Source organism: Aquiflexum sp. (assembly GCF_977115555.1).
In genome coordinates, this window is record NZ_CDSBKL010000054.1 from 1 (window position 1) to 16,195 (window position 16,195).

At 40.3% G+C, this 16,195-nt stretch carries 16 protein-coding genes and 4 tRNA genes; 11 read left to right on the forward strand and 9 right to left on the reverse strand.

Translation table 11 applies throughout. From position 1 onward, the window contains the following. Nucleotides 1-109: 109 nt before the first annotated feature. The 6 genes from ACZFYI_RS05425 to ACZFYI_RS05450 all read left to right on the forward strand — a co-directional run bounded on the left by ACZFYI_RS05425 (nt 110) and on the right by ACZFYI_RS05450 (nt 5,318). On the forward strand, nt 110-535 hold the full coding sequence (locus tag ACZFYI_RS05425) for an SRPBCC domain-containing protein (protein ID WP_462523104.1): 426 nt from the start codon (nt 110-112) through the stop codon (nt 533-535). Between the two features lie 61 nt (nt 536-596). Further along, nucleotides 597-1,265 (forward strand): dioxygenase family protein, encoded by a 669-nt coding sequence (locus ACZFYI_RS05430; protein ID WP_462523105.1) that lies wholly within the window; start codon nt 597-599, stop codon nt 1,263-1,265. Nucleotides 1,266-1,312: 47 nt separating this feature from the next. Continuing rightward, a complete protein-coding gene (locus tag ACZFYI_RS05435) occupies nt 1,313-2,440 on the forward strand; it encodes an acyltransferase (RefSeq protein ID WP_462523106.1) in 1,128 nt (375 codons plus the stop codon). A 91-nt stretch (nt 2,441-2,531) separates the two neighbouring features. Next, nucleotides 2,532-3,857: an MFS transporter gene (locus ACZFYI_RS05440; protein WP_462523107.1), complete on the forward strand. Its 1,326-nt coding sequence runs from the start codon at nt 2,532-2,534 to the stop codon at nt 3,855-3,857. A gap of 236 nt (nt 3,858-4,093) precedes the next feature. After that, nucleotides 4,094-4,468 carry a hypothetical protein gene (locus tag ACZFYI_RS05445; RefSeq protein ID WP_462523108.1) on the forward strand — a complete coding sequence of 125 codons (375 nt, stop codon included), beginning with the start codon at nt 4,094-4,096 and terminating at the stop codon, nt 4,466-4,468. Nucleotides 4,469-4,661: 193 nt separating this feature from the next. Continuing rightward, nucleotides 4,662-5,318: a porin family protein gene (locus ACZFYI_RS05450; RefSeq protein ID WP_462523109.1), complete on the forward strand. Its 657-nt coding sequence runs from the start codon at nt 4,662-4,664 to the stop codon at nt 5,316-5,318. 77 nt (nt 5,319-5,395) lie between these two features. Here the strand turns inward: ACZFYI_RS05450 and ACZFYI_RS05455 are convergent, their stop codons facing one another. From ACZFYI_RS05455 to ACZFYI_RS05470, 4 genes are all read right to left on the reverse strand, one after another. Next, nucleotides 5,396-6,142, reverse strand: coding sequence for a 3-keto-disaccharide hydrolase (locus ACZFYI_RS05455; protein ID WP_462523110.1), 747 nt, complete (start codon nt 6,140-6,142; stop codon nt 5,396-5,398). Between the two features lie 2 nt (nt 6,143-6,144). Beyond that, on the reverse strand, nt 6,145-6,567 hold the full coding sequence (locus ACZFYI_RS05460) for a c-type cytochrome (RefSeq protein WP_462523111.1): 423 nt from the start codon (nt 6,565-6,567) through the stop codon (nt 6,145-6,147). A 21-nt stretch (nt 6,568-6,588) separates the two neighbouring features. Next, nucleotides 6,589-7,641 (reverse strand): sugar phosphate isomerase/epimerase family protein, encoded by a 1,053-nt coding sequence (locus tag ACZFYI_RS05465; protein WP_462523112.1) that lies wholly within the window; start codon nt 7,639-7,641, stop codon nt 6,589-6,591. 178 nt (nt 7,642-7,819) lie between these two features. Then, a complete protein-coding gene (locus ACZFYI_RS05470) occupies nt 7,820-8,986 on the reverse strand; it encodes a Gfo/Idh/MocA family protein (protein ID WP_462523113.1) in 1,167 nt (388 codons plus the stop codon). 272 nt (nt 8,987-9,258) lie between these two features. On the opposite strand from ACZFYI_RS05470, the gene ACZFYI_RS05475 reads away from it, so the two are divergent. From ACZFYI_RS05475 to ACZFYI_RS05495, 5 genes are all read left to right on the forward strand, one after another. Next, nucleotides 9,259-10,509 (forward strand): nucleoside permease, encoded by a 1,251-nt coding sequence (locus tag ACZFYI_RS05475; protein WP_462523114.1) that lies wholly within the window; start codon nt 9,259-9,261, stop codon nt 10,507-10,509. Next, nucleotides 10,506-11,378 carry a hydroxypyruvate isomerase family protein gene (locus ACZFYI_RS05480; RefSeq protein ID WP_462523115.1) on the forward strand — a complete coding sequence of 291 codons (873 nt, stop codon included), beginning with the start codon at nt 10,506-10,508 and terminating at the stop codon, nt 11,376-11,378. Before ACZFYI_RS05475 ends, ACZFYI_RS05480 begins: the two co-directional genes overlap by 4 nt. 23 nt (nt 11,379-11,401) lie before the next feature. Beyond that, nucleotides 11,402-13,081 (forward strand): GMC oxidoreductase, encoded by a 1,680-nt coding sequence (locus tag ACZFYI_RS05485; RefSeq protein WP_462523116.1) that lies wholly within the window; start codon nt 11,402-11,404, stop codon nt 13,079-13,081. 18 nt (nt 13,082-13,099) lie between these two features. Then, the gene (locus ACZFYI_RS05490; protein ID WP_462523117.1) at nt 13,100-13,660 is read left to right on the forward strand and encodes a gluconate 2-dehydrogenase subunit 3 family protein; all 561 of its coding nucleotides are present in this window, start codon (nt 13,100-13,102) and stop codon (nt 13,658-13,660) included. 61 nt (nt 13,661-13,721) lie between these two features. Next, nucleotides 13,722-14,621 (forward strand): sugar phosphate isomerase/epimerase family protein, encoded by a 900-nt coding sequence (locus ACZFYI_RS05495; RefSeq protein WP_462523118.1) that lies wholly within the window; start codon nt 13,722-13,724, stop codon nt 14,619-14,621. Between the two features lie 39 nt (nt 14,622-14,660). Here ACZFYI_RS05495 and ACZFYI_RS05500 read toward each other — a convergent pair whose 3' ends face one another. The 5 genes from ACZFYI_RS05500 to ACZFYI_RS05520 all read right to left on the reverse strand — a co-directional run bounded on the left by ACZFYI_RS05500 (nt 14,661) and on the right by ACZFYI_RS05520 (nt 16,093). Then, the gene (locus ACZFYI_RS05500) at nt 14,661-15,314 is read right to left on the reverse strand and encodes an MCP four helix bundle domain-containing protein (protein ID WP_462523119.1); all 654 of its coding nucleotides are present in this window, start codon (nt 15,312-15,314) and stop codon (nt 14,661-14,663) included. Nucleotides 15,315-15,515: 201 nt separating this feature from the next. Continuing rightward, a tRNA-Lys gene (locus ACZFYI_RS05505) sits at nt 15,516-15,591 on the reverse strand. A gap of 182 nt (nt 15,592-15,773) precedes the next feature. Then, nucleotides 15,774-15,847, reverse strand: a tRNA-Arg gene (locus ACZFYI_RS05510). A 48-nt stretch (nt 15,848-15,895) separates the two neighbouring features. Next, nucleotides 15,896-15,969, reverse strand: a tRNA-Pro gene (locus ACZFYI_RS05515). A 51-nt stretch (nt 15,970-16,020) separates the two neighbouring features. Beyond that, nucleotides 16,021-16,093 (reverse strand) — tRNA-Lys (locus ACZFYI_RS05520). Nucleotides 16,094-16,195 lie beyond the last annotated feature (102 nt).

Consider the following 16,195-nt stretch of genomic DNA (forward strand, 5'->3'; position numbering starts at 1 on the left):
GCATAAATTTGCTCTTTTCTAGTGAAAGAAATAATGAAATAATTAGGCTGAATTAGGTTTTTAAATTCTTGAACTTCAGGACTCAAAAAGTAAAATTTGAAAATAAAATATGGAAAATTTCAAAGAACTGTTAAAAGGAGAAGTGGTCATCAATGCCTCCATCGAAAAGGTCTGGGGGCTGTGGATCGAACCTGACCACATCAAGAACTGGAACATCATTTCCAACGAATGGCATACCCCGGTCGCCAAAAATGACTTTCAGGTTGGCGGAAAATTGTACCTGAAAATGGAGGCCCTAGACAAAAGCGATGGCTTTGATTATGAATGTATTTATGACAAAATCATCAGTCACAAGGAAATCAGCCATGTAGGTGCTGATGGACGTAAGACAACATTGACATTAGAACAAACAGATGAAGGGGTGAAACTGACGGAATTATTCGAACCCGAAAAACATACTCCTCTCGATGTTCAAGAGGCTTTTTGTCAGTCAATTCTGAAAAACTTTAAAAAATATGCAGAGTGTACTGTTTGACAATTAATCTGGGTTTTAAGCCAATTCTCAATTTTATAACCAATGCTAACTTGAAGAAAAAATGGAAAAAGAATCGCTTACTTGGTTATTGATCATTCTGGTTGCTATCGGCTGCAATGGCCAAACAAGAAATGTCGAAAACAGGTCGAATCCAAAATCGGGAAACAGAATAGTTGGCGGAGGATGCGATGGCTGTGAGATGATGTTTGTTGGGCTTCCCAAAGAAATTAATAGCATGGATACGAGTGCAGCTTGGAATGAGGGAAAGGGCCAAAAACTGATTGTAAGCGGAACTGTTTTTCAAACCAGTGGAAAACAGGCTGCTGACGTCATCATTTATTATTGGCATACCGACACCGAAGGATATTATGCCGAGGACACCAAAACTGATCCTAAAGCAAAAAGTCATGGAAGGCTTAGAGGTTGGGTAAAAACAGGGAAAGACGGAAAATTCAGAATTTACACCATACGTCCTGCTCCGTATCCAAATGAGGATTTGCCTGCCCATATCCATCTTTCGATTAAAGAACCCAACATCGAAGATGAATATTATACTGATGATTTGGTTTTTGATGATGATCCTCTTTTGACACCCTACTTTATAAAATATCCTCCGGAAAACCGTACCGGGAGCGGAATTTTAAAAGTAATTTTGAAAGATGGAATCCATATAGCCAATCATGACATCATCCTAGGTTTAAATATTCCAAACTATCCGACAAACAGATAAAAATTTTACCATCTCGCTTACATTTACCGCCAAATTGAATTTTTGAAATGCAACAAAATGACCCTGCTGTAAAAAAATTTCAGACCTATGATGGTTTGGACTTAATGAAAGCCATGGCCATTTATTTTGTCGTGATATACCATTTCCCGATTATGGAAATTGACTTTATTGGGACAGGAAAAACGGAGGCTTATTCCAATTTCTTTGTTTTCTCCATTTTCAGTACCTGTGTCCCAATTTTCTTTTTTGTCAATGGTGCTTTGCTCTTCAACAAGTCGGATTTTAGTCTTAACGACCATATTTCCAAAATCTTAAAAACAATCATATTGGTGATTATATGGGGATTCATCACCATGATTTCACTTTCCTTGATATATGGTGAAAGTATAACTGTATCAGGAATCATAAAAGACATATATACTTTGAAAAACGGATGGGTCAATCACCTTTGGTTTTTGGAAACCCTTTTGGTAATCTATGTTTTTTTCCCCCTCTTATTTTTGGCCTATAAAACCAAAAAGCCATATTTCTTTTTCTTTTTTGGCTGTGTCATGATATTGACTTTTGGTAATACGTTTATCGCTGTTTTGGCAACGCTTGCGAGCTTTTTATCACAAAAATTTTTGAATACAAACTTAAACCTGAACTATTTTGGTGGCTTCAATGCCTTCAGCGGAATTTATGGGTATTCGATCGGCTATTTTATGTTGGGAGGGATTCTGTTATCAATGAAAGAGGCCATCAGCAATAAAAAAAATAGGATCATATCTATGGTGGTATTACCCCTTTCCATGGTAATGTTGTTTGTGTATGGCATTATTCTTTCTTTCAGGTATAATGAAACATGGGATATTGGGTTCGAAGCGTTTGATTCTTTATTTGCACTAGTCATGGTTGTGGCAATTTATATCCTATCTATGCCATACAAAAGCAGTGGTTTTGCAGGCAATGTCCTCAAGGGTATCAGTAAAAATACCTTGGGAATTTACCTCCTTCACAGGATAGTCGGTGGGTTCCTAAGTCCCTATTTTATCGAACTCAAATATTCGGAAACCTTTATCGGAGGGATGGTTTTTGCGGCAATAATTCTAATTATCTGTTTGGTTCTCATTTTCGGTTTAAAGAAAATCCCATATCTGGATTACCTGTTTTCTTTAAATTTGAAGTTTAGATAAAATAGAGTTTAAACCTGTATTTCCATTTTTACTTTTTCGGAAAAATTCTTTTTATCTTCATAGGGTACCATTAGCCCAATAACCAAATCAGATGAAAGGAGACGAACCGGTTCTTGCAAAGAATGACCGAAAAACCATCCGTGCCTGGGCCATGTATGACTGGTCCAACTCAGTCTACTCTTTGGTGATTGCTTCGGCAATTTTTCCTGCTTTTTACAATTCCATTACAACCACTGAATTTGGCAGCAAAATCAGGGTTTTCGGTTTAGAGATTGAAAATACCGCGGCTTATTCGATCAATCTGGGTCTTGCTTTTGGTATAATCGCCCTCATTTCCCCATTGCTTTCCTCAATTTCGGATTATTACAGCAATCAAAAGAGGTTTATGCAGTTCTTTTGCTATCTAGGAGCAGTCGGATGTTCTTTACTTTTCTTCTTTGACGGACCCGAAATGGTTCACTTCGGTTTGGCCTTCATGATGCTGGCGACGATAGGTTATTCGGGCAGCATTGTTTTTTATAATTCGTATCTCCCCGCTATCGCCACTGATGACCAACAAGACAAAGTCAGTGCGCGAGGTTATGCATATGGCTATATCGGTTCGACGACCCTACTACTCCTCAATCTTGCCGCCATCCTCAATCAGGATGCGCTTGGTGTAGAAGATGGTTCGCTACTCCCCAGAATTTCATTTCTCCTAACAGGCATATGGTGGTTTGGATTTGCGCAGGTTACTTTTCGAAAGCTTCCCAAAGGAATCTACTCCAAAACCATGGCAGAGAGGAAGTTTCTCCTCAACGGATACCGGGAATTGGCAAAGATCTGGGGTCGGCTAAAAAATGAGAGGAAATTAAAAATGTACCTGATGAGTTTTTTCTTTTATATCATGGGCGTACAGACGGTGATGTTTATGGCTGCATCATTTGGGGAAAAGGAAGTCGGAATGGGCATGACTGAGTTGATCACTACCATATTATTGCTTGAATATGTGGGAATTGCAGGGGCATTTCTTTTTGCATGGATTTCAAAAAAAACAGGCAATCTCAAGGCTCTTCATCTTGCAGTCGCTGTTTGGATTGTAATCTGTATCGGAAGCTATTTTATTCAGACTGCTTTTCACTTTTATATTGCGGGTTTTTTTATCGGGATGGTAATGGGAGGAATCCAATCTCTTTCACGGTCGACCTATTCCAAATTTATCCCAAAAACAGAAAACAATGCAGGGTATTTCAGCTTCTTCGATGTCTGTGAAAAGCTAGCGATGATGTGTGGACTTGTCATGTGGGGATTTATGGACAACCTCACCGGCAGTATGCGCAATTCGATCATTGCACTTGCAATTTGGTTCTCAATTGGTCTGGTTCTATTGGTGAAGGTCCAAAAATTAGAAAAGAAGGAAAAACTTGCTTTAACTTGAGTCCATTAATTAAATCTTTTTGGACAACTATTTAAAATACCACTAATGAAATTTAGCCTTCAGAGTAATAGTAAATCCGAAATAAAAAAAAAAGGCTTTTCCAGTCAAAATATGAGTCACTGCATCCTAATTTAAGCAAAAAGTCAGAAATCTGAAATCCACCTAAAGTCCATAAAAATTGAAATAAAATACTTTCAGAATTTTCTTAAATTCGACTTTCACTTAAATCAATTGAAATGAAAAAATTAGCCTTTATTCTCATCTTATTCTTTGTAGTAAAAACTGATTTTCTATTGGCACAAACCGCCACAAATGTAAAAGGAACGTGGATTATGAATGTTGAAACCACGGTGGGAAGCGGTTCGCCGACTTTTGTACTTGAACACGTAGACGCCACCAATCTAAAGGGAAAATATTCGGGTCAATTGGGAGACTCCGAAGTAAAAGGAACTCTCAAGGGTAATATTATCCATCTCGAATTCAGAATTAGCGGAGAAATAATTGAATATGACGGCACCGTGGATGGAACTGAAATGAAAGGAAAAGTAAAACTTGGAACTATGGCAGAGGGAATTTTTACGGGCAAAAAGAAATTAGACCCTAATATCTAATTTTAGAAAGAAAAAGCTTTATTATTTTTTGAAGCTTTTTTGAAGAAAATATCAGCTCTTTGCTATCTTTCAACAAAATACTAACAGAGCAAAATTTCGAATTTATAAATGGCATATTTCTCTGTCAAAAAACGGATCACCTATTATTCCTCCCTCTATTAAAAAAAATCACGAATTAAACCCCTTTAGAAAAATGAAAAAAACAATAATTCTTATCGCATTTATACTTTTAAGTGGATTAAGTTTTGGCCAAGGTTTACGCGTAAATACTTATGCTGGATATGTATTTCCTGATAGCTTTGACAATTATTATACAGCCAATTCTTATGTTCAAGGCCGTTTTGACGATGGCTTTAGATGGGGGGTCGGTTTGGAATATGCAATCCCGGGTAATCGTGCCATTGAATTGCAATACAAAAGACAGGATACCTTTGCACCGACCACCTATCGGGACCCAAGTATAGGAGGAGGTGGTATTAACACTTCAAATTTTGAAGTGGGAATCAATTGGGTGATGGTAAACTTCACTAATTATTTTCCGATTAATGATACAGTGGAACCTTTTGTGGGCGGCGGTCTTGGGATGGGGATCTTTAATATCCGAAATCCTGATAATGGAAATAAAAGCAACTCTACAAAGTTCTCATGGAATATCCGAGGTGGATCTAACTTTTGGGTTTCAGAGAGTATTGCTATAAGGCTTCAGGCATCATTATTTTCCGCAGTCCAATCTGTAGGCGGAGGTTTTTTCTTTGGAACAGGGGGATCAAGTGCAGGCGTTTCCACTTACTCTACCATGCTTCAATTTGGGTTTGACGGGGGGTTAGTTTTTAGATTTCCCGGGAATTAAAAAAAAACTTTCCAAAAAAAAACAAAACCCAGGTTTTTAACCTGGGTTTTGTTTTTAAATGATTTTTTTATAGAAATCTACAGCTTCTTGATCCTGATATTTCTAAACCATACTTCATCTCCATGGTCTTGAAGGGCGATTTTGCCTTTCTTGAAGGTCCCAAAACCTGGCATGTCTTTGAATTTACTTTTGGCGATCAAAGCTTCCCACTCAGGAGTCCAAAGGGTGGTGGACACAATCATGACTCCATTAAGGTGAAGTTCAAGATTTCCGTCTTTGGCGATGATTTCTGCTAGATTCCATTCTCCGACAGGCTTCACAGTCTCTTCACTGCTTACGATCAGGTCATACAAATCACCTGCGCGGTGGCTTACGATCTTGGCATCAGGATGTCCACCATTGTCAAGAACCTGCATTTCCATCCCGGTATTCCAAGGATAAGAAAACTCAGGTGCTTCATGCACAAAGAAGATAATGCCGCTGTTTCCATTAGGAGCTATTTTCCACTCCACTTGTAAGTGGAAGTTTTCAAATTCCTCATTGGTCACGATGTCACCACCGTCTCCGGTCTGCCAACCGTCTTTGTTGGTTGCATCAAGGTAAATGGCGCCATCCTGAACTTTCCAGGCTTTGCCGACTTCTCCCCCACCATATTTGGACCATCCGTTAAATGAAGTTCCATCAAATAGGCTGATCCACTCAGATTCAGGAGCAACAGTTTCAGCTAACTCTGCAACCTCAGTTTCTTCGGTTGCCTCTTGGTTCCCCCCACAGGCAAATACCATGGAAGCTGAAAACAGAAATATAAAGGCTTGTTTTTTCATTATTATTTCTTCAAAAGGAGAACATATTTCACCATCTCCTCCACGTCAGCAGGTGCAAGCTGTGGATGTGGAGTCATTGCGATTTCTCCCCAAGTACCTACATGTCCTTCGATCACGTGCTTGGTCAGCAAAGCGATATTTTCAGGGGTGCTTTCATACTTTGCAGCTACATCGGCGTAAGATGGTCCTACAATTTTTCTTTCTACCATGTGACAAGCAGTACAGCCAGACTCTTTGGTCTTTGCTTGACCTGCAATAAAGATCGGATCGTCTTTGTATTTTTCTTCCAGACTAATCGGTGCTGCGGGGGGTGGTGTGACCGCAGTCTCTGTAGTAGCAGTTTCAGAGTTCGAACCTCCACCACAGGAATAAGTCAATGCGGATACGGCTATCAAGCCAAGAGTCAATGATTTAATCAGTTTCATAAAATATAGGTTAATGGTAATTTAAATTCCTAAGATTTTTTTATTGAAAGCCTCGTCAGCACCTGCTGAAGCAAAATCATCAAAAGCTTTTTCTGTTACCCTGATGATATGGTCTGCTATAAAAGGAGCTCCCTCAAGCGCTCCCTGTTCGGGATGCTTGATGGCACATTCCCATTCGAGTACTGCCCAACCGGAGTAGTCGTACTGGGAAAGTTTGCTAAAGATACCACTAAAATCAACTTGACCATCTCCCAAAGAGCGGAATCTTCCGGCACGCTGTACCCATCCTTGGTATCCGCCATAAACTCCCTGCTTGCCGGTAGGATTGAATTCAGCATCCTTTACATGGAACATTTTGATTCTTTCGTGATAAAAATCAATGAATTGCAAATAGTCAAGACACTGTAATACAAAGTGGCTTGGGTCATATAGGATATTTGCACGCTTGTGGTTGTTTACTTTCTCCAAAAACATTTCGAAAGTAATCCCGTCGTGAAGGTCTTCACCTGGGTGCAGTTCATAACATACATCGACACCATATTCCTCAAATGTATCCAAGATAGGCATCCATCTTTTGGCCAATTCGGTAAATCCTGTATCAACTAGACCTGCCGGCCGCTGTGGCCAAGGATATACCGTTTGCCACATCAGGGCACCCGAAAAAGTCGCATGGGCATTCAGTCCAAGATTGGCAGAGGCTTTAGCGGCAAATTTCAGCTGTTGGGTAGCCCACTCGGATTTAGCTTTAAGATTACCGGCAAGGTTTGCAGGAGCAAAACCATCGAAAAGCTCATTATAAGCAGGATGTGTGGCCACCAATTGTCCTTGAAGGTGGGTAGAAAGTTCGGTGATTTCCATGCCTGTGGCATTGACGATGCCTTTGATTTCATCAGCGTAGGTTTTACTTTCAGCCGCTTTTTGAAGATCAATCAATCTCCCATCCCAGGATGGAATCTGAACACCTTTGTATCCGGCTGCAGACATCCACTCGCAGATGCTTTTTAGACTGTTGAACGGCGCCTTGTCATCAGCAAACTGCGCCAAAAAAACTGCTGGTCCCTTTATGGTTTTCATAGGTTTATGTAATTAAAGATTGGAAAATTTTAAGATTGGAAAATTGTAAAATTAAAATGTTTGGAAAGTTTAAAGGTTTCAAATTTGGATTAGCGATTCATTAAGAGAGCTCAGGACTTGGTACTTGGTACTTAGTACTTGATACTTTCTTCTTGTTTCTCGCTTATCTCCCCCATTTTTAATACTCCACAGTAAACGGTGTCCACTTCATGTCTGAAGCTGAGCTCGCCAATACATTTTCGATAAAGGCCATACCCCTGATACCATCTTCAGCTCCCGGGAAATCCCACCATTCGGCTTTGGGTTCCTCCCCTTTTCTCAATGCATAAATGCACCTCGCAAAGTTTCTGTAAATATTGGCAAAAGCTTCAATATAACCTTCTGGGTGACCTGCGGGAGTTCTGGTGTTTTCACTGGCCAAAGAGCCAAGATAGCCATTTCCTGCACGGTATATTTCATCTGGCCTGTCAGACCATCTTAGTCTCAAGGTATTGTTATCTTCCTGCATCCATTCCAACCCACCTTTTTCTCCATAAACACGGATTTTGAGGTTGTTCTCACAACCGGCATCGATCTGTGAAGCAGTCAAAATCCCTGATGCATTGTTTTCAAACCGCATTAAAACAGCTCCATCATCATCTATAGGTCTTCCTTTGACTTTGATATCAAGGTCAGCACATATTTTTGCCACTTTTATTCCTGAGACATATTCTGCTAGGTTGAAGGCATGTGTACCAATGTCGCCAAAGCAACCCGCCTTGCCGTTTCTCGTCGGGTCAGTTCTCCACTCTGCCTGTTTATTTTCATATTCTAGAAGCTTATGGAGCCATCCTTGAGGATATTCTACATATACTTTCCTGACTTCGCCGATGACCCCTTCTGCAATCATCTGCTTCATCTGCTTGATCATCGGATATCCTGTATAGGTATGTGTCAGACAAAAAAGCTTGTCGCTCTTTTTGATGATTTTGTAAAGATCTTTGGCTTGGTCATAGGTCAAAGTCATCGGCTTGTCCAACACGACATGAAATCCTGCCTCCAAAGCTTTTTTGGTCGGATCAAAGTGAACATTGTTTGGGGTTACAATACTGATGATGTCAATCCGCTCAGATTCCGGTAATGCGAGTTCCTTTTGGATCATTTCATCATAGGAGGAATAAACTCTCGATGGGTCAAGCATGAGTTCTTCACCTGCCTGTCGGGATTTTTCAGGGTTGCTGCTAAAAGATCCTGCTGTGATTTCTATCAAACCGTCCATCAAAGCTGCACTCCGGTGTATTGCACCGATAAATGCACCAGGACCGCCTCCGACCATTCCCATTTTGAGTTTTTTCTGTGCTGCCATATTTATTCTGGATTTTAGGTTTTCAGGGTTTACAATAATGTTTTAAATTTCTTGTAAGATAAATTATGATTTGGTTTGACTTAAACACGAAATGAAATAAATGACCAATTGCAGTAAGATGTTATGAGTGGTAAAGTTTTGAACTGCTTAATGCCTTATTTCATTCGGTCTTTCAGAAAAACTAAAATTAAGGCAAAATCCCTTAATTTTAAACATAAAATTGATACTTTACTGCTTCATTTCATCTGATTTTAACCAATCAACCACGACATATGCATTCCGGAACCAGAGCCCAACTTTCTTTCATGATGTTCTTGGAATTCTTCGTTTGGGGTTCCTGGTATGTGACCATGGGTACTTTTTTGGTTACAAACTTAGGTGCAAGCTATACACAGATCGGTGCTGCATTTTCTACCCAGTCATTTGGTGCTATCATTGCGCCATTTATCATCGGGCTGATAGCTGACCGATATTTCAATGCCGAAAAGATTCTTGGCTTCCTCCACCTTATTGGTGCAGTCTTGCTATATCTCTGCTATCAGGCCACGAGTTTCGATTTGTTTTATCCGTTCATATTCGGGTACATGGTGCTCTACATGCCGACGCTGGCTTTAGTCAATTCGGTTTCTTTCAGACAGATGAAAGACCCCGAAAAAGAATTTTCTCCCATCAGAGTTTGGGGTACCATAGGTTGGATCGCAGCGGGACTTTCCATCAGTTATGTTTTTATGTGGGATGAAGTGGGAAATATGTCCAACGGTTTCCTGAAAAATACTTTTCTAATGGCTTCGATATCTTCCCTGATTTTGGGCTTATTCTCATTCACTTTACCAAAAACTCCTCCTAGAGCCAATAAAAATGAAAAAGTAAAAATCGGTGATTTGATCGGTCTGGATGCATTGAAACTATTGAAGGATAAAAACTATGCCATATTCTTCCTTTCATCCATTTTGATCTGTATACCTTTGGCTTTTTATTATCAAAATGCTAACCCTTTTCTGGCTGAAATCGGCGTTTCCGACCCTACGGGCAAAATGACAATCGGGCAGGTTTCAGAAGCTTTCTTCCTGCTTTTGCTTCCTTTTTTCTTCAAAAGATTCGGCTTTAAAATGACCATGTTGGTAGGAATGTTGGCTTGGGTGGTGCGGTATGCACTATTTTCGATCGGAGATGCAGGAGGTGGACTCTATTTGTTGATTGTGGGCATTGCGCTTCATGGTATCTGCTACGATTTCTTTTTTGTTTCAGGTCAAATCTACACCGATTCTAAGGCAGGAGAGAAATTTCAATCCTCAGCCCAAGGACTTATTACTTTGGCTACCTATGGCTTTGGAATGCTGATAGGATTTGCTGTCGCCGGACAAGTCACTGATTTATATTTGAATGCAGATGGTACACATGATTGGAAGTCCATCTGGATGATTCCATCTGGTATTGCTATATTAGTGGTATTGATTTTCCTGATATTCTTTAAGAATGAAACAATGAACAAAAAGCCTGAAATAAAACCTATTGAATCATGACTCATACCAGCAGAAGAAACAGTCTGAAAAAAATATTGATGGGGACAGCGGCCGCCACCGGATTGCCATTAATCAATACCCAAGCAGAAAATATGCCCTATCAACTCAAAGGAAATGTCAACCACGCCGTCTGTCATTGGCCTTTTAATCCGATGACCATTGAGGAGCTTTGTATTGAAATCAAAAAAATCGGATTCAATGCCATTGACTTGATAGGACCAAACAACTGGCATATCCTCCAAAAACACGGTGTGGTATGCTCACTGTGCAATGGTGCAGACATGGGAATCGTTAAAGGCTGGAATGACCCAAAAAACCATGAACAGTTGATCAAAGGTTATGAGGAAGTTATTCCTTTGGTAGCAAAAGCAGGATACAAAAATCTGATCGCCTTCAGCGGCAACAGAAACGGAATGGATGACGAGACAGGTTTAAAGAATTCTGCTGAAGGTCTTAAAAAAATCATGGCAACGGCAGAAAAGCACAATGTAATGATTATTATGGAGCTACTCAACAGCAAGGTAGACCATGCAGATTATATGTGCGACAAAAGTGCATGGGGAATTGAACTTTGCAAAAGAGTGGATTCTCCCAATCTCAAGCTCCTATACGATATCTACCATATGCAGATCATGGAGGGAGACATAATTCGTACCATCAAAAGAGACCACAAATACTTTGGGCATTATCATACCGCCGGAAATCCAGGAAGGAATGAAATAGATGAGACCCAGGAAATCTATTATCCGCCGATTGTAAAAGCAATCTTGGAAACGGGGTACAAAGGATATTTCTGTCAGGAATTTGTCCCAAAAAAGGCAGACAAAATGGCTTCACTTGCCGAGGCCATCAGAATATGTGATATATAAATAAATTCAACCAATAACTAATTATGGCAGACAATACCTATGACGCTATCGTGGTCGGCTCCGGAATCAGCGGGGGCTGGGCAGCGAAAGAGTTGACAGAAAAAGGACTAAAGGTCCTCATGCTCGAAAGAGGACCCAATGTAGTACACAAAACCGATTACAAAACAGCTACGCTTGCACCTTGGGAAGTTCCTCACAGAGGCAGGAGAACAACAGAAATGCTTGAAGCACATCCGAATCTAAAAAGAGATTACGTACTTAATGAGCTCAACCTGGATTGGTGGGCACATGAATCTGAATCTCCTTATATCGAAACCAAACCATTCACTTGGTTTAGGGGATATCAAGTAGGCGGAAGATCTCTGCTTTGGGGAAGACAAAGTTATCGATTAGGTGATTTGGATTTTGAAGCTAATCTTAAAGAAGGAATTGCGGTAGACTGGCCGATCAGGTACAAAGATCTGGCACCTTGGTACAGCCACGTGGAGAAATTTGCGGGTATTTCAGGAAATAAGGATGGCCTTGCCCAATTGCCTGACGGGGATTTTCAGCCACCTATGCCACTCAACTGCGTTGAGAAAGATGTTGCAGAAAGAGTAAAGAAAGCATTTGACGGAAAAAGGCTAGTCACTATCGGGAGGGTTGCCAACCTTACTCAGCCTTTGGAAGGCAGGTCCCAATGTCAGTTTAGAAACAAATGCTCGCTGGGCTGTCCATTTGGTGGTTATTTTTCTACCCAATCCTCTACCATGCCTGCTGCAATTAAGACAGGAAACCTGACTTTGAGACCTTGGTCCATTGTCACCAAATTGATTTATGATAAAGACAGCAAAAAAGCCACAGGGGTAGAAATCATAGATGGTGAAACAAACCAGACTTATGAATTCAATGCCAAGATCATTTTCCTTTGTGCATCTGCCTTCAATTCCACTTCCATTCTGATGAGATCCGCAACTGATATTTGGCCGGAAGGATTGGGAAGCAGCTCAGGAGAATTGGGGCACAATGTCATGGACCATCATTTCAGATTAGGCGCCAATGGAACGGCCGAAGGATATGAAGACAAGTACTACTTTGGAAGAAGACCAAATGGTGTTTACATCCCTAGATTTAGAAATGTGGATGGAGACAAAAGAGACTACCTAAGGGGCTTTGGTTATCAAGGTGGTGCTTCAAGATCAGGATGGAGTAGAAATGTCGCTGAAATGAACTTCGGTGCACCTATGAAAGAGGCATTAAGTGAACCAGGACCTTGGAGTATGGGAATCACCGCATTTGGAGAAATACTCCCTTACCACGAAAACACCATCAAACTCAGCAAAGACAAGGTAGACAAATGGGGTATTTCAATTCTGGAGATGGATGCCGAAATCAAAGAAAACGAGAAAAAAATGAGGGTTGACATGATGAACGATGCTGCTGAAATGCTTGAGGCAGCTGGATTGAAAAATGTCAAAACATTTGATGCAGGTTACACTTTTGGTCAAGGAATCCACGAAATGGGAACCGCAAGGATGGGACGGGATCCCAAAACCTCTGTTCTAAACGGTAATAACCAAGTTTGGGATGCTATGAATGTATTTGTCACCGATGGAGCCTGTATGACTTCAGCAGCGGCCCAAAATCCTTCTTTGACCTACATGGCTTTGACAGCGAGAGCTGCGGATTTTGCTGTCAGCGAACTTAAAAAAGGAAATTTATAATCTTAAAAGAACTCAATCATGGCAATGAATAGAAGAGATGCTTTGAAAAGTGTCGTTTTAATGATGGGGGGAACAATGGTCGGAGCCAATGTCATCCTCACAGGATGTGCGCCGGACGAACAAATTGTAGGCCTGGAATTTTCTCCAAAAGATATCGCATTCTTAGACGAAATTGGTGAGGCCATCATCCCTACCACAGATACTCCGGGAGCCAAAGAAGTTGGCATTGGTGGTTTTATGGTAATGATGGTGAAGGACACCTACAATGCCGAGCAGCAGACAGCTTTTGTTGATGGACTGAATTTTATCAGAAAGGACTTCAAAACCAGCAAAGGAAGCGATTTTATTGATGCTACTTTGGAAGACCGTACTGCTTATCTAAATGAACTGAAAGCTAAGGCAACAGCCGATGCTGAAGACAAAAATGCAGGTGTGGTCAAAATGCTTCAGGATTTGACCGTTTTGGGTTATTTCACGTCCGAAGTAGGCGCCACCCAGCAATTGAGGTATTACGAGGTACCGGGCAAATATGAACCCTGTATTGAATATAAACCCGGAGATAAGGCATACGCAATTTAATAACCAGAAAACAAAGAGGCTGTCCCAGGATAGTCTCTTTTAAATTAAACAAAACCCCAGCATGAAAAATAGAAGAACATTCATCAAGTTAAGTGCGGCAATGAGCGCGGGGGCATTCCTTCCCCTACAGTTTTGCTCGCCAAAAAAAGAAAGTGACACCCTCACAAAAGCAGTTTTGAGCGCCTCTACAGGAATTTTGGATAATTTTGGCCTCCAATTGTATTCTGTAAAAGAAAAGATGGCTGAGGACCCAATTGCAACCATAAAAACAATAGCAGGATTTGGCTATACCCAGATTGAGGGTTTTGATGATGGAAAAGGAATCTTTTGGGGAATGAAAAATACAGAATTCAAAAGCCTGACCGATGACTTAGGCATTGATTTCATCGCTTCCCATGCCAATACTTACGAAAACCTTGAAAAACAGGCCGAAGAGGCTGCAGCTATCGGAATGAAATACCTGATCAATCCATGGGTAGGACCTCAGAAATCTATGGATGATTTCAAGAGAATCACGGATGATTTCAACAAGCAAGGAGAAATATGCAAACAGCAGGGAATCAAATTTGCCTACCACAACCATGGCTATAGTTTTATTGAACTCGAAGGCCAAATCCCACATGACTACATGTTGGAAAATACCGATCCGGGCTTGGTAGATTTTGAAATGGACACATATTGGGTTTATACCGCAGGTAAAGACCCGATTGAATATATCAAAAAGTACCCAAACAGATTTACCCTTGGTCATGTGAAGGATAAATCAGGTGACTTTGAATTCTCGGAGCCAAATGGATCTACTATAATCGGTACAGGGATCATGGATTTTCCCAGCATCCTTCGTGCGGGAATGGATAACGGGATGAATTACTTTATTGTGGAGCAGGAAAGGTTTGAAGGAACAACTCCTATTGAAGCTGCTGAGAAAAATGCAGCATTTATGAAATCTTTGGTTTTCTAAAAATAAACAGGCCTGCATCCATTTTGCAGGCCTGTTGTTTTACTCTACAAAATTCGATTTGATTGACCTCGAAGTATAAATCAACAAATAGATTATAACTATCAGTATTACCAAAGCTGCCACTTCAAATTGTGACCAAATTTGAGACCTATTAACCACTTTATCTGAATTCGTCGCTAACTTTTGTCCTTCCTCGATTTGTATCTGTGAAAGTTTCTCCAGGTCTAAAATTGCTTTTTCTATATAAGAATTGTATTCTTTCACTTTATCCGCATTTATTCCGGACTCTTCCGAATAAAGAGATTTGTAATCCGCGATCCTCAGGTTTTCTTGGATTATTTTTTTGAAATCAGTCAAAAACCCAGCTTCAGCAATCGTCAATTTGGTATCTTCAAACTCCTGGACAAGGTTCAATATATCAGCTTCAAAAGTACTGATTTCATCCACCACGTGGCTGTAATCACTTTCAAATTGACAGTGGTTTACCAAAAGTTTTATCCTGAAAAGCTTTTCTGAAATTGAAAATATATAACTCTCTACCACTAATCTGTCTTCATAGAAAGACACAAAGGAGTTGCCGAGTTCACGGAAATTTTTCCTTTCAAGTATATTTTTACCAAAAATCATGACAATCAATACTGTGAGGATAATAGCGATTTTAAGTTTTCTTTGTTGGGTAGTGGATCTAGACATAATTTGAATAGGTTACGGTGTGATCAATTTTACACCAGTAGATTTTACTCATGACGATAACGAAGGTTTCAAAATTATAAACCGAATTAAATTTTTTAGATTCAAATAACCTAAAATTCCTGGGATTATTTGATTTTTTAAAAATGGGTATAATTAAAGTCTCAATCCCAAAAAGAAAAAACCTCCCTTTTGAGGAGGCCTTGGTGATCCCGCTGGGATTCGAACCCAGGACCCATACATTAAAAGTGTATTGCTCTACCAGCTGAGCTACGGAATCATATATTTGCTCTACCGTACCGATAGCAATCGGGATACGGAATCAATTGTTTTGCTCTACCATCCCGAAAGCCATCGGGATAAATAATCAAACCTTATTGACCAGATAGTCACACTAACAAACAGGAACACTACCTAATAAATTGAGCATCCCCTTGAAGAGATGCTCTTAAAGCTCTTGTGTGATCCTGTCAGGAATCGAACCTGAAACCTACTGCTTAGAAGGCAGTTGCTCTATCCAATTGAGCTACAGGACCTGGATAAAATTTTGATTGATCATTACGAACAAACAAAGGCAAATAAAGTCGGGGTGGCAGGATTCGAACCTACGACCTCCTGCTCCCAAAGCAGGCGCGATACCGGGCTACGCTACACCCCGAAACTTTTTTATTAACTCAAATACTTTTTAACTCCTTGCAAGCTAAACTTGTGATCCCGCTGGGGCTCGAACCCAGGACCCATACATTAAAAGTGTATTGCTCTACCAGCTGAGCTACGGAATCATTTGCCTTTTTTATCTTTCTGATCGTTATCAGGCTAGATAATCTGCTACGAATTGATTTGTTTTTTTTTAAATCATTCCCGTAATTGGAGTGCAAATTTAA

Coding starts and splice junctions, on each gene's coding strand:
- ACZFYI_RS05425 (WP_462523104.1), top strand. CDS start 110: ATGGAAAATTTCAAAGAACTGTTAAAAGGAGAAGTGGTCATCAATGCC.
- ACZFYI_RS05430 (WP_462523105.1), top strand. CDS start 597: ATGGAAAAAGAATCGCTTACTTGGTTATTGATCATTCTGGTTGCTATC.
- ACZFYI_RS05435 (WP_462523106.1), top strand. CDS start 1,313: ATGCAACAAAATGACCCTGCTGTAAAAAAATTTCAGACCTATGATGGT.
- ACZFYI_RS05440 (WP_462523107.1), top strand. CDS start 2,532: ATGAAAGGAGACGAACCGGTTCTTGCAAAGAATGACCGAAAAACCATC.
- ACZFYI_RS05445 (WP_462523108.1), top strand. CDS start 4,094: ATGAAAAAATTAGCCTTTATTCTCATCTTATTCTTTGTAGTAAAAACT.
- ACZFYI_RS05450 (WP_462523109.1), top strand. CDS start 4,662: ATGAAAAAAACAATAATTCTTATCGCATTTATACTTTTAAGTGGATTA.
- ACZFYI_RS05455 (WP_462523110.1), bottom strand. CDS start 6,142: ATGAAAAAACAAGCCTTTATATTTCTGTTTTCAGCTTCCATGGTATTT.
- ACZFYI_RS05460 (WP_462523111.1), bottom strand. CDS start 6,567: ATGAAACTGATTAAATCATTGACTCTTGGCTTGATAGCCGTATCCGCA.
- ACZFYI_RS05465 (WP_462523112.1), bottom strand. CDS start 7,641: ATGAAAACCATAAAGGGACCAGCAGTTTTTTTGGCGCAGTTTGCTGAT.
- ACZFYI_RS05470 (WP_462523113.1), bottom strand. CDS start 8,986: ATGGCAGCACAGAAAAAACTCAAAATGGGAATGGTCGGAGGCGGTCCT.
- ACZFYI_RS05475 (WP_462523114.1), top strand. CDS start 9,259: ATGCATTCCGGAACCAGAGCCCAACTTTCTTTCATGATGTTCTTGGAA.
- ACZFYI_RS05480 (WP_462523115.1), top strand. CDS start 10,506: ATGACTCATACCAGCAGAAGAAACAGTCTGAAAAAAATATTGATGGGG.
- ACZFYI_RS05485 (WP_462523116.1), top strand. CDS start 11,402: ATGGCAGACAATACCTATGACGCTATCGTGGTCGGCTCCGGAATCAGC.
- ACZFYI_RS05490 (WP_462523117.1), top strand. CDS start 13,100: ATGGCAATGAATAGAAGAGATGCTTTGAAAAGTGTCGTTTTAATGATG.
- ACZFYI_RS05495 (WP_462523118.1), top strand. CDS start 13,722: ATGAAAAATAGAAGAACATTCATCAAGTTAAGTGCGGCAATGAGCGCG.
- ACZFYI_RS05500 (WP_462523119.1), bottom strand. CDS start 15,314: ATGTCTAGATCCACTACCCAACAAAGAAAACTTAAAATCGCTATTATC.